The 18,839-nt window shown below is 52.1% G+C and carries 13 protein-coding genes; 12 read left to right on the top strand and 1 reads right to left on the bottom strand.

All coding sequences use genetic code 11. The annotated features are described in order from the left end of the window. The first annotated feature begins 131 nt into the window (after positions 1-131). The 10 genes from IEY46_RS27915 (at position 132) to larC (ending at position 12,452) form a co-directional block, all read left to right on the top strand. Entirely contained in the window at positions 132-1,874 is a 1,743-nt protein-coding gene (locus IEY46_RS27915) for an ABC transporter ATP-binding protein (RefSeq protein ID WP_188997363.1), read from the top strand. 121 nt (positions 1,875-1,995) lie between these two features. Further along, the gene (locus IEY46_RS27910) at positions 1,996-3,738 is read left to right on the top strand and encodes an ABC transporter ATP-binding protein (RefSeq protein WP_188997362.1); all 1,743 of its coding nucleotides are present in this window, start codon (positions 1,996-1,998) and stop codon (positions 3,736-3,738) included. Between the two features lie 59 nt (positions 3,739-3,797). After that, entirely contained in the window at positions 3,798-4,118 is a 321-nt protein-coding gene (locus IEY46_RS27905; RefSeq protein WP_188997361.1) for an MGMT family protein, read from the top strand. 439 nt (positions 4,119-4,557) lie between these two features. Next, positions 4,558-6,096: a bifunctional GNAT family N-acetyltransferase/carbon-nitrogen hydrolase family protein gene (locus tag IEY46_RS27900; RefSeq protein ID WP_188997359.1), complete on the top strand. Its 1,539-nt coding sequence runs from the start codon at positions 4,558-4,560 to the stop codon at positions 6,094-6,096. A 16-nt stretch (positions 6,097-6,112) separates the two neighbouring features. Next, the gene (locus tag IEY46_RS27895) at positions 6,113-7,108 is read left to right on the top strand and encodes a carbon-nitrogen hydrolase family protein (RefSeq protein ID WP_188997357.1); all 996 of its coding nucleotides are present in this window, start codon (positions 6,113-6,115) and stop codon (positions 7,106-7,108) included. After that, positions 7,105-7,995, top strand: a complete 891-nt coding sequence (locus IEY46_RS27890) for a hypothetical protein (protein ID WP_188997355.1) — start codon at positions 7,105-7,107, stop codon at positions 7,993-7,995. The genes IEY46_RS27895 and IEY46_RS27890 overlap by 4 nt, the downstream gene beginning before the upstream one ends. Before the next feature lie 233 nt (positions 7,996-8,228). Then, on the top strand, positions 8,229-9,107 hold the full coding sequence (locus tag IEY46_RS27885; RefSeq protein WP_188997353.1) for an aldo/keto reductase: 879 nt from the start codon (positions 8,229-8,231) through the stop codon (positions 9,105-9,107). A gap of 43 nt (positions 9,108-9,150) precedes the next feature. Next, complete coding sequence (gene larE, locus IEY46_RS27880) at positions 9,151-9,969, top strand: ATP-dependent sacrificial sulfur transferase LarE (protein ID WP_188997352.1); 819 nt, start codon at positions 9,151-9,153, stop codon at positions 9,967-9,969. 66 nt (positions 9,970-10,035) lie between these two features. Beyond that, entirely contained in the window at positions 10,036-10,725 is a 690-nt protein-coding gene (gene larB, locus IEY46_RS27875; RefSeq protein ID WP_188997350.1) for a nickel pincer cofactor biosynthesis protein LarB, read from the top strand. 41 nt (positions 10,726-10,766) lie between these two features. Then, positions 10,767-12,452, top strand: a complete 1,686-nt coding sequence (larC, locus tag IEY46_RS27870; protein ID WP_188997606.1) for a nickel pincer cofactor biosynthesis protein LarC — start codon at positions 10,767-10,769, stop codon at positions 12,450-12,452. Positions 12,453-12,781: 329 nt separating this feature from the next. Here larC and IEY46_RS27865 read toward each other — a convergent pair whose 3' ends face one another. Next, positions 12,782-15,067 carry a hypothetical protein gene (locus IEY46_RS27865; RefSeq protein WP_188997349.1) on the bottom strand — a complete coding sequence of 762 codons (2,286 nt, stop codon included), beginning with the start codon at positions 15,065-15,067 and terminating at the stop codon, positions 12,782-12,784. Positions 15,068-15,293: 226 nt separating this feature from the next. On the opposite strand from IEY46_RS27865, the gene IEY46_RS27860 reads away from it, so the two are divergent. Both IEY46_RS27860 and IEY46_RS27855 read left to right on the top strand, forming a co-directional pair. Continuing rightward, positions 15,294-16,415 carry a GntR family transcriptional regulator gene (locus tag IEY46_RS27860; protein ID WP_188997347.1) on the top strand — a complete coding sequence of 374 codons (1,122 nt, stop codon included), beginning with the start codon at positions 15,294-15,296 and terminating at the stop codon, positions 16,413-16,415. Positions 16,416-16,986: 571 nt separating this feature from the next. After that, positions 16,987-18,825: a UbiD family decarboxylase gene (locus IEY46_RS27855; RefSeq protein ID WP_373288909.1), complete on the top strand. Its 1,839-nt coding sequence runs from the start codon at positions 16,987-16,989 to the stop codon at positions 18,823-18,825. Positions 18,826-18,839 lie beyond the last annotated feature (14 nt).

Raw genomic sequence — 18,839 nt, 5'->3', positions numbered from 1 at the left:
TTTATTAAAAGAAATAATTGAAACGGGAACGTACGTTTGTTAGTATGATAGATGCAGATATTTTCCAATTGGCAGAACAGCGAATGAGGTTGTGCTTTTACAGCCTATTTTAAAAAAGAGGAGGGAACGCCTTGTCTTTCGTGGCTCGGCTGCAGTGGTTTTTTAAAGCGAGATGGGGCAGCTATGCGATTGCCATCAGCCTGATGACGGCCGTCAGCCTACTGACCACCATACCGCCCAAAATGATAGGAAACACGGTTGACCATATCCGCCAGGGAAATCTGACCTCCGGGGGATTGAATGAGACCGTTCTGCTTCTTGTTGGGTTGGCATTGCTCTTATACGGAATGGTATACATATGGATTACGACCCTGTTTGGAAATTCCGCGCTCATTGAGAAGCTGCTCCGGGGAAGGCTTCTCGCCCATTTAACGAAGATGAAGCCGGCCTTCTTTCAGCGCAACAGCACGGGTCAGCTGATGGCGTTGGCGACCAATGATATCCTGGCGATCGGGCAAACATCCGGTTACGGTGTCATGACGCTGGTGAATACGCTTGTCGGCGCATCTGTCGTGATTGTAACCATGATCTCCTTCATCAGCTTCAAATTAATGCTGGCGGCACTTATTCCGCTGCCTTTCCTGGTGGTCGTTATCAGCTCGCTGGGGAAGAAAGTAAGATCCCGGTTTCTGGCGGCGCAGGCCTCCTTTGGCAAAATGAACGATCATGCGCTGGAGTCCATCTCCGGCATCCGCGTCATCCGCTCCTATGTGCAGGAGGAACATGATCTGAACGCATTTGACACGATGACCTCGGAAGTCAGGGACAAGAACAAGCGCGTCTCGATCCTTAATGCGCTGTTTCAGCCGCTGATCTCGCTCATTGTCGGGATAAGCTACTCCATCGGCATCGGATATGGCTCCTATCTGGTCTTTCAACATGAGATTACGTTGGGTCAGCTGATTTCGTTCAATATCTACCTGGGCATGCTGATCTGGCCGATGATTTCATTCGGCGAGTTTATTAACGTGCTTCAGCGGGGAAGTGCTTCAGCGGATCGCCTGGAGACCGCGCTGGCGCAGAAGGCTGACCTGGAGGATCCGGTAGAACCCACCGTCATCGAAATTCCATCCCGCATCGAGATGAAGCGGCTCAGCTTCACCTACCCGACCGCTAATCACCCGAGCCTGACCGATATTTCATTCCGGCTGGAACGGGGCGAAACGCTCGGGATTGTAGGGAAGACCGGCAGCGGCAAAAGCACACTGCTGAAGCAGCTGCTCCGCCAGTATCCGGTGGACGATAACCGGCTGTTCGTCGCTGATATTCCAGTTGAGCATATTGCATTGGATCAAATGAAGCGCTGGGTCGCTTATGTGCCGCAGGAGCATCTGCTGCTGTCCAAATCGATTCGCGACAATATTGCGCTCGGCAAACCGGACGCAACGCTTGCGGAAGTGGAGCGGGCAGTTGAGATGGCATCCTTCACATCCGATATCGCCCAGATGCCGGAGGGCCTTGAGACCGTTGTCGGCGAGAATGGCGTCATGCTCTCCGGCGGGCAGAAGCAGCGGCTCGCTATCGCGAGGGCGCTTCTGGTCGATGCGGAAATTCTGCTGCTCGACGATTCCTTGTCTGCGGTGGATGCCCGGACCGAGAACCGTATCCTTCATCATATCCGCCAGGCTCGCGCCGGACGGACCACGGTCATTACGACTCATCGCCTGTCCGCCGTGAGCCATGCCAACTGGATTCTTGTGCTGGAAAATGGCAGGGTGCTCGAGGAAGGTACCCATGAGGAGCTGATGCTGCTTGGAGGCTGGTATAAAGAGCAGTGGGAACGCCAGCAGATGGAAGCCAGCCTGGAAGAATAGCCGCACATTTGAGATAAACAAGCCTTTTTTCGAAATCAGGGCTTCAGGGCTGGGGCCTGCTTGATGACCAGGCAGGTGTCCAGGGAAGCTTAAAAGTAAATGCTCGGGAGGTTTTGCTTGAATGACCAAACCATCCACGACGAGACGACTATTCGCATATGCGCTCGTTTATAAATTCAGAATTATCGGCGCACTGCTCATTCTTTGTATTGCGGTAGGCGCCGAGCTCGGCGGGCCCTATATTACGAAGACGATAATCGATAAACATTTAACCCCGGATACCGGTGAATTGGGACCGGTGCTGCTGCTGCTTGGCGGTTATATGGGGCTTTTGCTTATCGCCAGCATCAGCAACTTTTCGCAGGCCTATATTCTGCAGGCGACGGCGCTGCAAATCATCAAAAATATGCGTATGGATGTCATGCGGCATATCCAGCGGATCCCGCTGCGGTTTTACGATAATACGCCTATCGGGCAGGTCGTATCCAGAATTGCGAATGACACGGAGGCAATCCGCGATTTATTTATGAGCTTCATGGCTACATTTGTCGTAAGCATGGTGCAATTGACCGGAATTTTCGTCGCCTTGTTTATTCTGGACGCGCGTCTTGCGCTGTATTGCCTGCTCTTGCCGCCGTTATTTGTGGTTATCATGATCGTTCATCTGAAATATTCCAAGATCTTCATAACGATTATGCGGGCCCGTCTCAGCGATATGAATGCGATGATCAATGAATCTATTGTCGTCATGCCGATTATTCAGGCTTTCCGCCGTGAGAAAGTAACGCTTGCAGAATTTGAGGTGCTCAATGAGGACCGCTATGTGAATCAGATCAAGCAGTTTCGTATTTTCTCGCTCTCCTCGCGTAATATCGTGGGCACGATCGGTAGTCTCGTAACGGCGCTCGTTATCTGGTATTTTGGGCGTCATTCCCTGGAAGGGCTGATTTCATTCGGGGTGTTCTATGCTTTTATTGATTATTTAGGTCGGATTTTTCAGCCGATTATCGGCATTTTCGACCAATTGACGAACGCGCAGCGCGCCTTTGTTTCGGCCGACAAGGTGTTTGCCATTATGGACCTGGAAGGCACGGAAGTGGAGAAGACGGAAGAGGTCAGCCGTCCACAGGGCGTGGTGAAATTCGAGAATGTCACCTTTGCCTATAAAGAAGGGGAAGATGTGCTGAAGCAGATTTCCTTTGAAGCAAATAAAGGCGAGACCGTAGCTCTGGTCGGCCATACCGGCTCCGGCAAGAGCTCCATTATTAATCTGCTGCTGGGCTTCTATGAGCCGGATCAGGGGTTGATTACGATAGACGGACGCGATATCTCGACCTTCTCCAAACAGGCGCTGCGCAAGCATATGGGAATTGTGCTGCAGGACCCTTATTTGTTCGCCGGGGATATCAAATTTAACGTCAGCCTGTATAACAGGGACATCACGCTTGAACGGGTGAAAGATGCGCTTCGCGATGTGGGCGCGGCGCCTTTCGTCGAGCGGCTTCCGCATGGGTACGACGAGCAGGTTGTGGAGCGAGGGAGTACGCTTTCCTCGGGACAGCGCCAACTGATTTCGTTCGCCAGAGCGCTGGCCTTCGATCCCGCGATTCTGATCCTTGATGAAGCGACTGCCAGCATCGACAGCGAGACCGAAGGGCTGATCCAGCAGGCTCTCAAGGTGGTTAGCGAAGGGCGGACGACCTTGATCATCGCCCATCGCCTGTCGACGATCCGGGAGGCGGATCAGATTCTGGTGCTGCACCGCGGCGAAATTGTCGAGCGGGGCAACCATGAACAGTTGATGGCACTCGGAGGACGTTATTTCAAGATGTATCAGCTGCAAAAGGGCGAGAAGGCTTCTTAGCCAAGAGCGTACCTATGGATGCAGGGCATCCTTTAACAGATCAGTCTCAGGAGGTACAAATGGAGCCATTCACGCTTCGCGTTATCCAGATCATCAAAAGTATCCCCGCTGGATGCGTCATGAGCTACGGCGCTATTGCGGAAGCCGCCGGGAGCCCCCGCGGAGCCCGGCAGGTTGTGCGGATCCTGCATTCCATGAGCAAAGCCCATGATCTGCCCTGGCATCGGGTAGTGAATCGGTTGGGTGAAATTTCCGTGCAGGAGGATGAAGCGAAATTTCTGCAGAGGCTGTATTTGCAGGAAGAGGGTGTTGACTTCGACAGCGCGGGACGGGTCGATCTAGAACGATGCCGGTATAGTCCCGGCAAAGGTCAGGAATAACGGGCATCACATATGAACGGCTGCATGCCATGACCCGTCATGATAGGATTTATTAAGGTCTGGAGCTTCTTAAGCCAAGCCAGCTATACTGCCTGTCTAACGTTCTGAGAGTGGACAGGCCCAAGAGAGGAAATCAGGGCGACGCCTCAAGCTGATCAGCGATCAGTTTTGAGGGCAGCCCTTTTTTTGTTTTCTTTGGATATGCCGGGAACGGGAATTAATGGGTCTCAGATTCCCTGCATATAATAACGGCATATCTTTGTGCCAGGTGCACGCTTTTGTCCAGGGCAACCATGCTGATTGAACAAGGAAAGACAGCAGGGGGGAATGATTATAATTCCGCACAAAAGTTTACAAAGCATTGATAGTCTATTGATATGACCGTGAAGAAAACGGCGTATCATAAAGAATAATCCGTTAAACTAAGGGGTTCTAACTGATGACAAGCGAGCAGATTTCACAATTCGAGAAAAAAATAATTATAAGGCAGATTGAGCGAAAAGATTTTGCGAATATCATTGAGCTTCAAAATATTTGTTTTCCGGGAATGGATCCCTGGAAGCTTGACCAGCTTGAAAGCCACCATCGCGTTTTCCCCGAGGGGCAGCTTTGCGTAGAGCTGGACGGCGAGATTATTGGCTCCTGTTCAAGCCTGATCGTTAATTTCGATGATTATCTGGAGCAGCATACCTATTCGGAAATAACCGATAACGGCTATATCCGCAACCACAATCCCCGCGGTGAGAGCTTGTACGGGATGGAGGTTATGGTTCACCCGGGCTTCCGGCGGATGAAGATCGGCCGCCGGCTGTATGAAGCGCGCAAGCAGCTGGCGGAGCAGCTGAATTTGAAAAGTATCATTGTCGGCGGGCGCATTCCCGGTTATCATAAATACAGTCATCAAATGACTCCAAGGGCTTATGCGGAAGAGGTTCTGCAGCAGAATATTTATGATCCCGTTCTCACTTTCCAAATGATGAACGGCTTTACGCTCAAGCGGATCATTACAAATTATTTGTCTGATGACCAGGATTCAATGAATTTTGCGGCGCTGCTGGAATGGAACAATATCGAATACAAGCCGGGAGTCAGTAAAATTCATTATAAACTCTCTTTTCCCGTTCGCATTTGTGTCATACAATATATGATGAAGAAGATTGATTCCTTCGAGGAATTCGCCACGCAGTGCGAGCATTATGTGGATGTTGCTTCCGATTACAAGTCGGATTTTGCCGTATTTCCGGAGAATTTCACGATGCAGCTGCTTTCGTTTCTCGACGAACGCTCCCCGAGTCTGGCGATCCGCAAGCTCAGTACCTATACAGAGGAGTATGTGGAGCTATTCTCTCAACTTGCCGTAAAATACAATGTGAATATCATTGGCGGCTCCCATTTCATTGAGCAAAATAACCGGATGTATACGGTGGCTCATCTGTTCCGCAGGGACGGGACCATCGCCCAGCAGTATAAGCTGCATATTTCTCCTAACGAGCGGAGATGGTGGGGGATTAATGGCGGCACCATTCTGGAAGTATTTGATACGGATTGCGGAAAAATATCGATCCAACTGAGCGCCGATATTGAATATCCCGAGATTTCCCGGATCGTTGCCGAGGAAGGGGCACAGATAATTTTCGTTCCTTTCTGCGCCGAGGACAGGCAGACCTTCCTGCGGGTCAAATATTGCGCGCAGGCCCGTGCGATTGAGAATCAGGTGTTTACGGTTACCTCGGGTACAGTGGGCAATCTGACCCATGTCGATAATGTCGACATTCAATATGCGCAATCCGGCGTATACACACCGGCAGATTTCTCTTTTCCGCGCGATGGCATTGCGGGAGAATGCAGTGAAAATACAGAAACGGTCATGATGGCCGAGGTTGATATGGAAACACTACAGCGTTTCCGTAAATCCAAGGATGTACTGACGTTCAGGGACCGACGTACAGATATTTATTCCTTGCAGATTCGTTCCTGAAGCTTTGGAGGTCGATATGGAAAACCTGACAATCGCAACGGTTCAGTATGAACTTACGAATATTCAATCCGAGGAGCAGTTCTGGGCGGGCATACAAGCAAAAGTAAAAGAGGCGGCCGCGCAAGGCGCCCATATGATCCTGTTTCCGGAATATTTAACCGCCCATTTGCTCAGCATTGTGCCTGAGCTGACACATCTTGAGGCATGTCAGTATCTGGATTCATTCACGGTAAAATATGTGGAATTTTTTCAGAAGCTCAGCCGGGAGCAGCAGATCATTATTCTCGGCGGTACGCATATATGCCGGGAAGAGGAAGGTTTTGTCAATAAGGCGTTTCTGTTCTTCCCGGATGGACGGATGGAAATGCAGGATAAGCTGCATTTGACGCCAGAGGAGCAGAACCGCTGGCCGCTCTTGAAAGGCGAGGAGCTGGTCGTATTCGATACCGACTGGGGCAAAGCCGCTATCTTGATCTGCTACGATATCGAGTTTCCCGAGCTGTCCCGGATTGCAGCCGAGAAAGGGGCAGACCTGATCCTCTGTCCGTCTTACACGGATAACGCTTTCGGGTATTTCCGCGTTCGTCACTGCTGTCAGGCCAGAGCCATCGAAAATCAGCTGTTCGTTGCTTTAAGCGGCATCGTAGGTGTGCTTGTGGAAGGTCGTCCCCAGATTGACACGGGTTACTCCCAGGCCGGTCTGTTCACGCCCTGCGATTTTCCTTTTACGGAACAGGGCGTTGTTGTCGTCGGTGAAAGCAATCAGGATTCTGTCGTGTTGGCTCATGCCGATTTCTCCATGCTGCGCGACAACCGGATACGCGGGGCGGTTGCTCCTTTCCAGGACCGCAGGCCGGCGCTGTACGAGCAGGAGCTGCGTAGAACCACAGCCGTAACAATGATCTCGTCAACAACGGAATCCATCTCAACTGATCGACCTGGCCGTGCCGCAGGGACGACCCAACCGCTGCTTGAGCTGCGAGAATCTCCTTCGGGAGGGCCATGCCGATGAGCGATGCTGCGGAGGGTCAGCAGAAGCACGGGCAGCAGGAGCACATCGAGACGATGCCGCTGTTTTCCACCACGGATAAGGGCGGGCGGATGACGCTGCTCCGGCCGGGCCGCCGCGTCGGGAGCGCGACTCCGCTGCTGCCGTGGTTGCTCACAGCCGCTGCGCTGTGGGCGCTGACAGGCTCCGTACCGTTCGGCGCCCTGCTTGGTCTGGCGCCGACACCGGCGATCAGCATGCTCCTCGGCCATCCGGTCACGGTGTGCGTCGCCGTGGTGCTGCTGTACATCGCGATCAGCGCGACCGCCGGAGTGTACTCGCGAGCGGTCGAGCAGTTCGGACAGACCAGGGTCGCCGGCCTGTTCGCGACGCTCGCAGTTGCAGGAGGACTCGCCGTATGCGCGGGAGTCCTCCTGCTCTGGATGCTGACAAGCGATCCGTCGCGACCCTTCGACCTCGAGGCTATCGCGACGTCGCCGACGATCCCGCCAGAGCTCGGCGCCGTCGTCGGAGCCGGCTTCGCTCTCTGGGCCGCCATCGCGCTCCTGCGGTTGCCCGGCTCGATCGCCCACGCCCGGCGGCGTCAGGTGGACATCGAGCGCCTCCGCGTGGAGGGCTCGTCATTCACCGGGACGCTGACCGCCGTGATCTTCACGAACAGCTGGCTCGGCAATTCCCCGATTTTCCGGGTCGAGGTAAGTTACATCGTCGACGGTGCACCTCGTGCCATCTCTGCGCACATGCGCACCAGCGCCGACCGTGTCCCCCTCGTCGGCTCTCGCATGCTCGTGCTGACCGACGATCGCGGAACAAGCCACGTAGAGCTGGACCTGTCCAATGGAACGGCATTCGAGCCGGACACGGGGAAGTACGCCCCATCGGACGGCTGATGCGCGGCCCCGACCGCTTCGGCCGGTGCACTGATCGGGAGCGGCGAATGCAAAGCATAAGCCATGGGAAGAAGAGACGGCCGTCTGCTGTTTCTTTTTTTTTGGTGCAGGACCAGCCAGAAAAAAAGTGATTTACGATAAAAAATTGATCAAGCGCTTTCAATGAGGTATATAATGAGGGGAAGATCAACGTCACTTCAAACTTTTAAATACCACGATTGGGAGGTTATAAGATGTTGAAGCGAAGGATTGGCCGTTTGGGTTATGAAGGATCGGTCGTGATGTTCGGGGCTGCCAGCTTGGGGAATGTTACCCAGGAAGAAGCGGACGAGTCTATCTCATTTGCATTGAAGCATGATATTAATCATTTTGATACCGCGGCGAGCTATGGCGATGCGGAGCTGCGGATGGGACCGATTATAAGCGGCGTCCGAGGTGATATCTTCCTGGCGACCAAGACCGGGGAGCGCTCCAAAGCCAAAGCGAAAGAAGAAATATACCGCTCGATGGAACGGATGAAGGTGGATAACGTGGATCTTCTTCAGCTGCATGCCGTGGGCACTCTTGAGGAGCTCGACCGCTGCACGGAAAAAGGGGGCGCCTTGGAAGCGGCCCTGGAGGCCAGGGACGAAGGCATTGTGAAAGCGATCGGCATTACCGGTCATGGCCATCAAGCGCCTGCCACCCATCTGGAAGCACTCCGGCGTTTCCCGTTCGAGACCGTTCTGCTGCCGCTCAATTATTATATGTATTCGATGCCGGAATACCGGGCGGCTTTCGATGCTCTTATGCGGGAAGCGCTCAAACAGGATACCGCCGTGCGGGTCATCAAAGCTGTGGCCAAGGCGCCTTGGGGTGAGCAGCAGAAACGCAATTACGCCACCTGGTACGAGCCTTTCGACCAGCAGGAGGTCATTGATGCCTGTGTGCATTTTGTGCTTTCTTTCCCCGGCGTTGCCGGGTTTGCCAGTGCGGGCGATATTCATCTGTTTCCTAAAATCGTGGATGCGGTGGAGCGTTTCGGCTCGATGAACGACGAAGAAGCGGCGCGGATTCTAAGCTCCATCAGCGGCTATACGTCCATATTCGAATCCCCGACATCCATTGCTTAAGATAAAGAATACGAGGATCTTAAAAGAGGAGAGGAGAACCGGCATGCTGCAGCAGAAATTGGAAGCTTTGAAAGCCATGCTCAGGGAGATGGACAGCGTAGTGGTCGCTTTCTCCGGCGGAGTGGACAGCACGTTCCTGCTCAAGGTGGCACTAGATGAGCTGGGAGCCGGCAAGGTGCTGGCGGTTACGGCGGATTCCGAAACCTACCCTTCGGCAGAGCTTCTTGAAGCCAGAAAGCTCGCGGAGCAGATGGGAGCTCCGCATCAGGTTATAGAGACTTCGGAGCTTGAAATACCCGGCTATAGCGAGAATAATGCCAACCGCTGTTATTTTTGCAAGAAGAGCCTGTTCGAACATTTAACGCCGATTCTGGCCGAGAAGAATTATAAGAATATCGTGTTCGGCCTCATCGCCGATGATATGAACGAGCACCGCCCGGGCATTCAGGCAGCCAAGGAACATGGCGTTAGAGGTCCGCTTGCCGAAGCGAATCTGTTTAAAGACGAGATCAGGACATTATCCAGGGAGCTTGGGCTGGATACCTGGGACAAGCCGTCCTTTGCCTGCCTGTCATCCCGAATCGCCTACGGCGAAACGATTACGCAGACGAAGCTGACCAAGATCGACAAGTCGGAGGCGTTTATTAAAGCGCTCGGCATCCGTCAGGTCAGAGTGCGCACCCATGGCGAAATCGCCAGAATTGAGGTGGAGCCGTCGCAAATGCCGGTCGTGGTCAGCCATTTCGAAGAGATCGCGGCGGCGCTGAAATCATACGGGTATGGTTATGTCACGCTGGACCTGGTCGGTTACCGCAGCGGAAGCATGAACCAGGGGCTGAAGGTCGGAGCAGGAGCGGAGTGAGAGTGCCAACCGGCAGGTTTTATCTGATTTAATGAACGGAACATCTTGGCAGGAGGATTTAAATAAATGGACAGCTTGAATGAATTTGAAGACCTGGGCTTCAGCAAGGTCGATTATGGCAGAGAAGCAAGAACGGGATTTCCGGAAGTGGTATTCGGCCAAGGGAAAACCGTTCCCCAGGTGAGGGCCATTGTGGAGCGTCTGATGCAAGCCCATGGCAAGGCGCTGGTGACGCTTGCGACGGAAGAGATGGCAAGCGCTGTACGGGAGGATTTTTCGGATGCGGCATATAATCCGGCTTCCCGCCTGATCACAGTGGGAGAGCCTTCCGTGCGTTTCCCGGGTAAGGTTCTCGTTCTCTGTGCGGGAACATCCGATGTGCCGGTTGCCGAGGAAGCGGCGGGAACAGCCCAATGGATGGGCTGTGAGGTGGAGAAGATTTATGATGTCGGTGTTGCCGGCATTGACCGTTTGCTGGCCTACCGCGATAAGCTGCGGGAGGCCAACGTGCTGATCGTGGTCGCGGGCATGGAAGGGGCGCTTGCAAGCGTTGTGGGCGGCATGGTCCGGCGGCCGGTCATCGCTGTGCCGACCTCGGTCGGGTACGGGGCTCATTTTCAGGGGCTGACTCCGCTGCTGTCCATGCTGACATCATGTGCGGCAGGAGTCACCGTGGTTAATATCGACAATGGATTCGGGGCCGGATATCAGGCGGCAATTATTCTACAACTGGTGATGGAGGCGGGAACACAGTGAAGGTACTTTATTTGGACTGTATTTCCGGTATTGCCGGAGATATGACACTAGCGGCATTAATCGACTTGGGTGCAGACCTCTCTTACATTGAAGGCCATCTGAAGGCGCTGCCCATTGATCCTTTCAGCGTGGCTGTCGATTCCGTCATCAAAAAAGGGATTTCGGCGAAGAAGCTGCGCCTGCATATCGGCGGGCAAGGCATGGAACATGAAGGGGATGGTTCGCAACTGAGCCAACACCGTCATAATCACGATCATAGCCATGACCACGGCCACAGCCACGGTCATGATCGCGACCACAGTCATGAACATGACCACAGCCATGACCACAGCCACGGACATGGGCATACTCATGATGGCGATCACAGTCACAGTCATGGGCATACTCATGATGGCGATCACAGCCACGGCCACAGTCATGAACATACTCATGATCACGATCATGGCCATGACCACGGCCACAGCCACGGTCATGATCGCGACCACAGTCATGAACATGACCACAGCCATGACCACAGCCACGGACATGGGCATACTCATGATGGCGATCACAGTCACAGTCATGGGCATACTCATGATGGCGATCACAGCCATGGCCACAGTCATGAGCATACTCATGATCACGATCACAGCCATGACCACGCCCATAGCCACAGCCATGAGCATACCCATAATGGCGATCATGGTCACAGCCATCATGATCACAGTCACAGCCACGGGCATGAGCATTCACATGATCACGACCACCATCACCGCAAGGCGTCGGATATTTTGCGGATGATCGGGGAGAGTTCCCTGCCTGGACGGGTGAAGCAGCGCAGTACGGCCATTTTTCAGACCATTGCCAAGGCAGAAGGGAAGATTCATGGAATGAGTCCGGAAGAGGTTCATTTTCATGAGGTGGGGGCAATGGACTCCATTATCGATACCATCGGCGTTTGTCTCGCTCTGGAGGATCTGGGTGTTGACGAGATTTATGCTTCTCCAGTGCCAACCGGCCACGGAAAACTCCGGATGGCGCATGGCCTGTATCCGATTCCGGCTCCGGCAACAGCGGAAATACTGATTGGCATTCCACTTGCCAAGCTGGATGTGGCTGGCGAGCTGACAACGCCGACCGGCGCCGGGATTTTGAAGGCACTTGCCAAAGGCTTCGGCGATCTGCCGGCTCTGGCGATTGAGAGAATCGGTTATGGCGCAGGAACCAAGGAATTCGCCCATCCCAATGTGATCCGGGCGCTGTTGATGGAGCAGGCAAACACCGATGACGAGGATTCCATTATGGTCATCGAAGCGCAATTGGACGATATGACAGGCGAGGCGCTGGGGTACGTCATGGACCGGCTGTTCGAGGCCGGAGCTGTAGATGTGTTTTATACGCCCGTCTATATGAAGAAGAACCGTCCGGCGACCCTGGTCACCGTATTGACGCCTGAAGCCGCACTGCAGCGCTGTGAGGACACGCTGCTGCTGGAGACGACTACGCTTGGCTTACGCCGGACGAAATGGGCCAGACGGATTCTGAAGCGGGAGATGGCTGTTGTCACAACCGGGTACGGTTCCATCCGAATGAAGCTGGCGATCCGGGATGGCCGGGTATTCCGCTTTTCCCCCGAATACGAGGATGTGGCAAAAGCGGCACGAGAGAATGGGATTCCCTTTCAGGAGATGTACAGGCTTGCCGTATCGGTGGGCGAGGAATATGTTTCGGCACGTGCGCTTAGCTAGTTGCTCCTGATAAAGTTTCGTATGCGCCTCTACCGCCGGAATCAGCAATTCGTCATCGGACGGACTCCCTTCGTAAAGGCCGTAGCCCTTGACCATAGGTTGAACGACCGCTTTTCTTGCCTTTGGGTGCAGTTCCACAAATGGCTGAAGAAAATGTTCATCGTCTAACAGTTAATCGATGAAGGCAAGTTCCGCCGGCAACTTGCGGACAGCTTCCGGCAGCGTTGCCCAATAAAGCGGTTTTCGCGGTGCTGTTTCACACGCTATTTCTGAGTACAAACAAGCGAAGAGGCCTATAACAGCGCCTCTTCCATGATACATTATTGAATTTAATACCCGATCGGCAGTGCAAACAATCTTCCTTCACCTTGCGCCAAAGTGATGTTCAGAACACCGGTACCGGCTGTATAAGTGCCTTGCACGAGCGGGACCTCAGCTCCGGTAGTCTTTGAGATTTCCGTTAACGTGGCCGGTTTTGGATTTAAGTTAAAGGGAATATTGGTCTTAACGAAATTATACTCGCGATTTACCAACATAATGTATTTGCGCCCGTGTGTGTTGGTGAAGTAACCTGTTACCGTTGTTTCATTCATATCCTGCGGCCTGATAAAGAAGCTGGCCGGGATGCCGGTCGTTCCCCGGGGCTTATTAAGCCCAGTATGATAGACAGCTTGGGATGTCAAATCCTTTAAAGTTGTCCCCAAATTCTTCATTTCACTGTTTAAAGTTTGAATATGCGCGTATGCCGCCAACTGAGTTCCGTTAAAATCGACAGGCGAGCCGTTAAATACTTCACCCCAGCCATTTGTTTGCGGACGCCAATACGTAAACCAATACATATTTTTAAAGCCATAAGCCAGGTGAGTATATACGTTATATCGCTTTTCATTCAGGTTTGGATTGCGATATCTTACAGCCCCCGTGTTGCTGTCTGTGATCCCTACGGATTGGAGGAATGCGCCGTACTTCACATTTTTGTCAATCGCTCTGTCGCGAATCAGCTCAATATTGAGAAAATAATTGGCATCGTCGCTCGGGCCGCCCATGAATGGATAGTTATCGAATTGAATAAAGTCGGCACCGCTATAGTCTACCCAGTCATCCACATAGTTCTCGTATTCGCTGCCGAAGCGGGCATTAAACCATATATCGGAATTCGCTTGCTGAACCCCATTCTTATAAGCTGTTCCACCTGCGTATACACTGGATGAAGAATATACCATCCAGCCTACATTAGAGCTGGAGTTGCTTGTAATCTCCCAGTAATATGACGTATTTGAGCTCAATTTTGCAGCAATATAAAAAATCGGCATAAGTCCGGAGTTTGATGAAGTGAGCGTTTTTGATACGGCAATCTTATTCGTTTTGGACGGACTGTCCCATAGGGTAATCGTCAGAGCTTGACCATTCCAAAGAACAGGATCGATATAGGGTTGAATATAATATAAGAAACGGTTGACGTTGGAAGATGTTGTAAAGGTTTGGCCGAACGATTGATTGGAACGAATGTAATCGCCACTGCCCACTGGCGGATTGACCTTTATATCCGGCGTATTCGGTCGTCTTGTATATAGTTTGTAGTAGAAATCATAATTTTTAACCACTCCATTTACGTAAGCAGTACCATCCGGATTCGTGCTGGTACCGGTTGGTGATGAAGTCACCCAACCAACGGAATTGTCGCCGCCGCCATTGTGAGTCAGTTCCCAATAATAAGTCGTATTTGCCGTCAGTTGAACATCCAATGTAAATATCGGGTAATATTTATATTGCTGACCCGTGGTGGCACTGGCATATCCCCATACATCAGCTTGCGCAAGCTTGGTGGTTTTTGCCGGACTGTCCCATATTTTCAATGAAAGCATTTCATTGCTTGACCACTGAACAGCATCCAGGTAAAATTGCATGCTGTGTAGATAACTGACATCGGCAGGCATCTTGAATGTTTGACCGAGCGACTGCTGTGCTGTAACAAAAGTACCGCTTCCTCTTGCGGCCGAATTACTAAGAAACAGCTTTCCGCCTGGAGCCCCTAAAGAATCACTTTCGGATCTTTCAGCTTTATAAGCAAGCAAGTTGACATAATAGGATAAATCAGGAGCAAACAATTTGGCTTGTTTATAGGTGTTCGCATATCCTTCCAAATTCCATCCGCCCGGTTCGTCCTTGAGATTAAGACCTTTGACTCGAGGATCATTTTTGTAGGGAAGTATTTTGTTGTTCAACGCTGTAATATCAGCGGCAGTGAAAGTTTCTTTGCCGTAAATTCCTCCATCCGTTGCCATAAGTGTAACATTGTTGGCATTGCTAAAGTTGATACCGCTTTCATTTGTAGCTTTGGTCATCAAACTTTCTGATTCAATTGCCATCACGGTATCGATATTGGCGTTTTTAATCGCTAACCAGTTAGCGTTCGTGTTCATGTCAGTCGAATAAGCTGGTCCTGCAGTAGGCGGTTGCCAGTAGGCACCAATATTGAATGAACCGGTTGGCGCGGCAGCTGCCGAAGACGTTGTAAAGACAATCGCCAGCAGAATCATCATTGAAATCGGGAATGAGCGTTGCCACCATTTACGCCTGATCCCCTTCTCAACCGATTCCTTTTCCTGTTTCATTTCAATCAGCTCCTTTTGATTAGATACTCATTTTGGTAGCGTATACAAACTTGGCTACGTCTAAAATTTTATCATTTTCAGGCAAAACATAAATATCTTTATTAAATAAAAATATCCTTGATTACAATATATCTTTATTAATTAAAATAAATCCTAAATAATTGAGTACTGGTCCTTATTTCTGTATACTTTAAGCAACAATGCCGTTGATGCGGGAGTGAGTCCATTGACCTTAAACGTTAAAAAACCGTTATATCGCAAAATTGCCGATGATTTTAAACGAAAAATAAGCCGCGGAGAGTTGCTCCCCAATGACCCGATTCCTTCGCAGATGGAATTGGCTCAAATTTACAGTACAAGTGAAATGACGATACGCAAGGCGCTGGCTGTACTGGTGGATGAAGATTTTGTCATACGCATCCGTAAAAAAGGAAGCTTTATTAAAGCATTCAGTGGGCCGCAGACCAGCAAGGCGCTTATGAATATTCCATCACCGGTTAAAAAAGTTTATTTCGTACACAGCCATGTCCGCACCGGTATTCTGTATCAGCAATTGTATATGTCTATGCTAACTGGAATCGAACAGGTTTGTGCCAAATATAACCTCGATTTTTCCATATTGGATATCGGTGATAGTCCGCTGCTCCCCAATGATACCGAGGCTGGATACATACTTTTTGCTCTGCTGAATACCAGGCAATCCAAGATGACGGATACGATGGAGCAATGGAAGCGGGAAAAGAAATATCTGGTTACGATCCAATTTTATGTCCCTGATTTGGAGATACCGAATGTGGCGGGCGACAACATGGCGGGAGGGTATATGGCTGCCAAGCATTTGCTTGATTTGGGCCATAAACGAATCGGGATTATTCTAACGGGAAAATCAATAGTAGAGTTAAACATGGAATTTTCACTCCGGCTTCAGGGTTACCGCATGGCGCTTGATAATTACAGCATTTCTTACGACCCGGATCTGGTTTGGGTTAAAGAGGCCTTGGAAGAAACCTGGGAGTCGGGCTATGAAGGGTTTATGGCGCTAATGAAGCAGCCTCAGCCTCCTACCGCTTTGTTCGTGACAAGCGATTACAAGGCACTCGGCGCCTTGAAAGCGGCCGGGGATTTAGGGCTTCGAGTGCCGCAGGATATCAGTATTATGGGTTATGATGGGCACCCTGCCGGACAGTGGTCGATCCCCCGGCTTACTTCGGTAGACCAGAATATGCTTCTTTTTGGAATTCAGGCCGCTGAAATTCTTATTAAGCATCCAGGCGGAAGCCACCCAGGCTCTATCATTGCTCCGCGACTTATTCTCAGGGAAAGCACAGCACCGCTGGCTCAGGAGTAATATTCCCTTGAAAGGGCGCCGCGATCTCGCAGGGCGAATATTGTGTTATGTTGTTCCCGCCATTGAAGCGCATATCGAACGATTCGGCAAAGCGCCGCAAGCCGTGGCCACTGACCGTGGATTCTCGAGCAACCCTGCAAAGAGCAGCAACAATGCTCCAAAACGAGGTGAACGGGGACACCAGGGGAAGCCACCCCTCCGATATCAAAGTCACCCGTGTCCACATTTTCTAATGCGGACTTTTTCAGGGGTAACTAGCTAAAGCTGCACAACCACCGCAGCCGCACCCCAACCGCAACCAGCGGTTGGGGTGTTTTTGTACAAAATTGGCCGACCGAACTCAACGCACCGCACGCAGCTCTTGACGGGATAACGCTTCCCTCTGTAAATATATCGAATGAACCGGTCCTGCCGGATCACTTCCCGCAAGGCAACGGGGGCCGCATCGCTTGACAACCCTTTGTAATTCGTTTTAACTGAATGCATCAGTACATCTTATCCCATGGTCCGACAAGCCCCAACAAGGGGGATGAATCGATACATAAATTTTATTGGAGATTGGAGCCTATCCATGATTTATCGCAGCTTGGAAGATTGCATCATCGATTTGGAGAAGCATGGTCATTTGGTCCGCATCCGCGAGGAAGTGGACCCCTATCTGGAGATGGCTGCGATTCACATGAAGGTATACGCAGCAGGGGGTCCCGCACTGCTGTTTGAACGTGTCAAAGGCTCGCGGTTTCGCGCGGTCTCGAACCTGTTCGGCACCGTAGAGCGCAGCAAGTTTATTTTCCGGCAGACCTGGGATGCCGTGCAGAGTGTAATGGCGCTGCGCAGCGATCCCATGCAAGCCTTGAAAAACCCGTTCAAGCATGTCGGAACGGGACTTGCGGCGTGGAAAGCCCTGCCCCTGAAGAAATCAGGCAGCCTGCCGGCAGCGGCGCAGGAGATCCGGATCTCCGATCTTCCGCTCATTCAGCACTGGCCGATGGACGGAGGCGCCTTCATCACTCTGCCCCAGGTGTATACGGAAGACCCGGATAAGCCGGGAATTATGAATTCCAACCTTGGCATGTACCGCGTCCAGCTCAGTGGCAATGAGTATGAGCTGGACAAGGAAGTCGGACTGCATTATCAGATACACCGCGGGATCGGCGTCCATCAGGAGAAAGCTGTCAGACAAGGAAATCCGCTGAAGGTGAGCTGTTTTGTCGGCGGGCCTCCGGCGCATACGTTATCGGCTGTCATGCCGCTGCCGGAAGGCTTGAGCGAGATGACCTTCAACGGCCTGCTTGCCGGACGCCGTTTCCGCTACAGCTACAGAGACGGCTTCTGTATCAGCAATGATGCCGATTTTGTCATTACCGGCGAGATTCATCCCGGGGAAACCAAGCCGGAGGGGCCTTTTGGCGACCATCTGGGTTATTACAGCCTGACGCATCCATTCCCTGTTATGAAAGTCCACAAGGTGTATGCCAAGCCGGGCGCCATATGGCCGTTCACGGTTGTGGGCCGTCCGCCGCAGGAGGATACGGCCTTCGGCGATCTCATCCATGAGCTGACGGGCGATGCCATCAAACAGGAGATTCCCGGCGTCAAGGAAGTCCACGCGGTCGATGCCGCTGGCGTACATCCGCTGCTTTTTGCCATTGGGAGCGAGCGCTACACCCCTTATCAGCAGGTCAAACAGCCGGCAGAGCTGCTTACGATCGCCAATCGGATCCTGGGGACAGGCCAACTGAGCCTGGCCAAGTTCCTGTTTATTTCGGCAGAAGAAAATCAGCCTCTGGATACGCACCGCGAAGCGGATTTCCTGGCTTATATTCTGGAGCGTATCGATTTGCGACGGGATCTTCATTTTCATACGAATACGACGATCGATACGCTGGATTATTCGGGAACGGGCCTCAATAGCGGCAGTAAAGTCGTCTTCGCTGCGTATGGAGACAAGAAACGGGAGCTGTGCCGGGAGGTTCCCAGCCAATGCAAGGAGATACGAGGATTTGACAATGCGCGTCTGGTCATACCGGGCATCGTGGCGGTGCAGGGGCCGGCGTTCACCGATTATGCCCGGGCAGAGCTGGAATTACAGGAGTTATGCGGCGCACTTGAAGCCCAAGGTCCCCTCCCTTCCTGCCCGATGATTATCCTTTGCGACGACAGTGAATTTCTGAGCGCGAATATGGCGAATTTCTTCTGGGCGACCTTTACGCGCAGCAATCCTTCCCATGACATTTACGGGGTGAACGCGGCATATGAGAACAAGCATTGGGCCTGCGACAATGTGATTATCGATGCCCGCGTCAAGCCCCATCAGGCGCCGCCGTTAATACCGGATCCCGCGGTTGAGAAGCAGATTGAGCGATTATTTGCAAAAGGGGCCAGTCTCGGCGGAATAAAGCATGCCTGAGAAGGGCCCCACAG

Source organism: Paenibacillus nasutitermitis (assembly GCF_014641075.1).
Lineage (GTDB): Bacteria > Bacillota > Bacilli > Paenibacillales > Paenibacillaceae > Paenibacillus_Z > Paenibacillus_Z nasutitermitis.
This window is presented reverse-complemented; position numbering and strand designations above follow the sequence as displayed.

What these genes read in the sequence shown, in the direction of transcription:
- IEY46_RS27885 (WP_188997353.1), top strand. Translation starts at nt 8,229, where the DNA reads ATGTTGAAGCGAAGGATTGGCCGTTTGGGTTATGAAGGATCGGTCGTG.
- IEY46_RS27900 (WP_188997359.1), top strand. Translation starts at nt 4,558, where the DNA reads ATGACAAGCGAGCAGATTTCACAATTCGAGAAAAAAATAATTATAAGG.
- IEY46_RS27855 (WP_373288909.1), top strand. Translation starts at nt 16,987, where the DNA reads ATGATTTATCGCAGCTTGGAAGATTGCATCATCGATTTGGAGAAGCAT.
- IEY46_RS27890 (WP_188997355.1), top strand. Translation starts at nt 7,105, where the DNA reads ATGAGCGATGCTGCGGAGGGTCAGCAGAAGCACGGGCAGCAGGAGCAC.
- larE (WP_188997352.1), top strand. Translation starts at nt 9,151, where the DNA reads ATGCTGCAGCAGAAATTGGAAGCTTTGAAAGCCATGCTCAGGGAGATG.
- IEY46_RS27865 (WP_188997349.1), bottom strand. Translation starts at nt 15,067, where the DNA reads ATGAAACAGGAAAAGGAATCGGTTGAGAAGGGGATCAGGCGTAAATGG.
- larB (WP_188997350.1), top strand. Translation starts at nt 10,036, where the DNA reads ATGGACAGCTTGAATGAATTTGAAGACCTGGGCTTCAGCAAGGTCGAT.
- IEY46_RS27905 (WP_188997361.1), top strand. Translation starts at nt 3,798, where the DNA reads ATGGAGCCATTCACGCTTCGCGTTATCCAGATCATCAAAAGTATCCCC.
- larC (WP_188997606.1), top strand. Translation starts at nt 10,767, where the DNA reads ATGACACTAGCGGCATTAATCGACTTGGGTGCAGACCTCTCTTACATT.
- IEY46_RS27895 (WP_188997357.1), top strand. Translation starts at nt 6,113, where the DNA reads ATGGAAAACCTGACAATCGCAACGGTTCAGTATGAACTTACGAATATT.
- IEY46_RS27910 (WP_188997362.1), top strand. Translation starts at nt 1,996, where the DNA reads ATGACCAAACCATCCACGACGAGACGACTATTCGCATATGCGCTCGTT.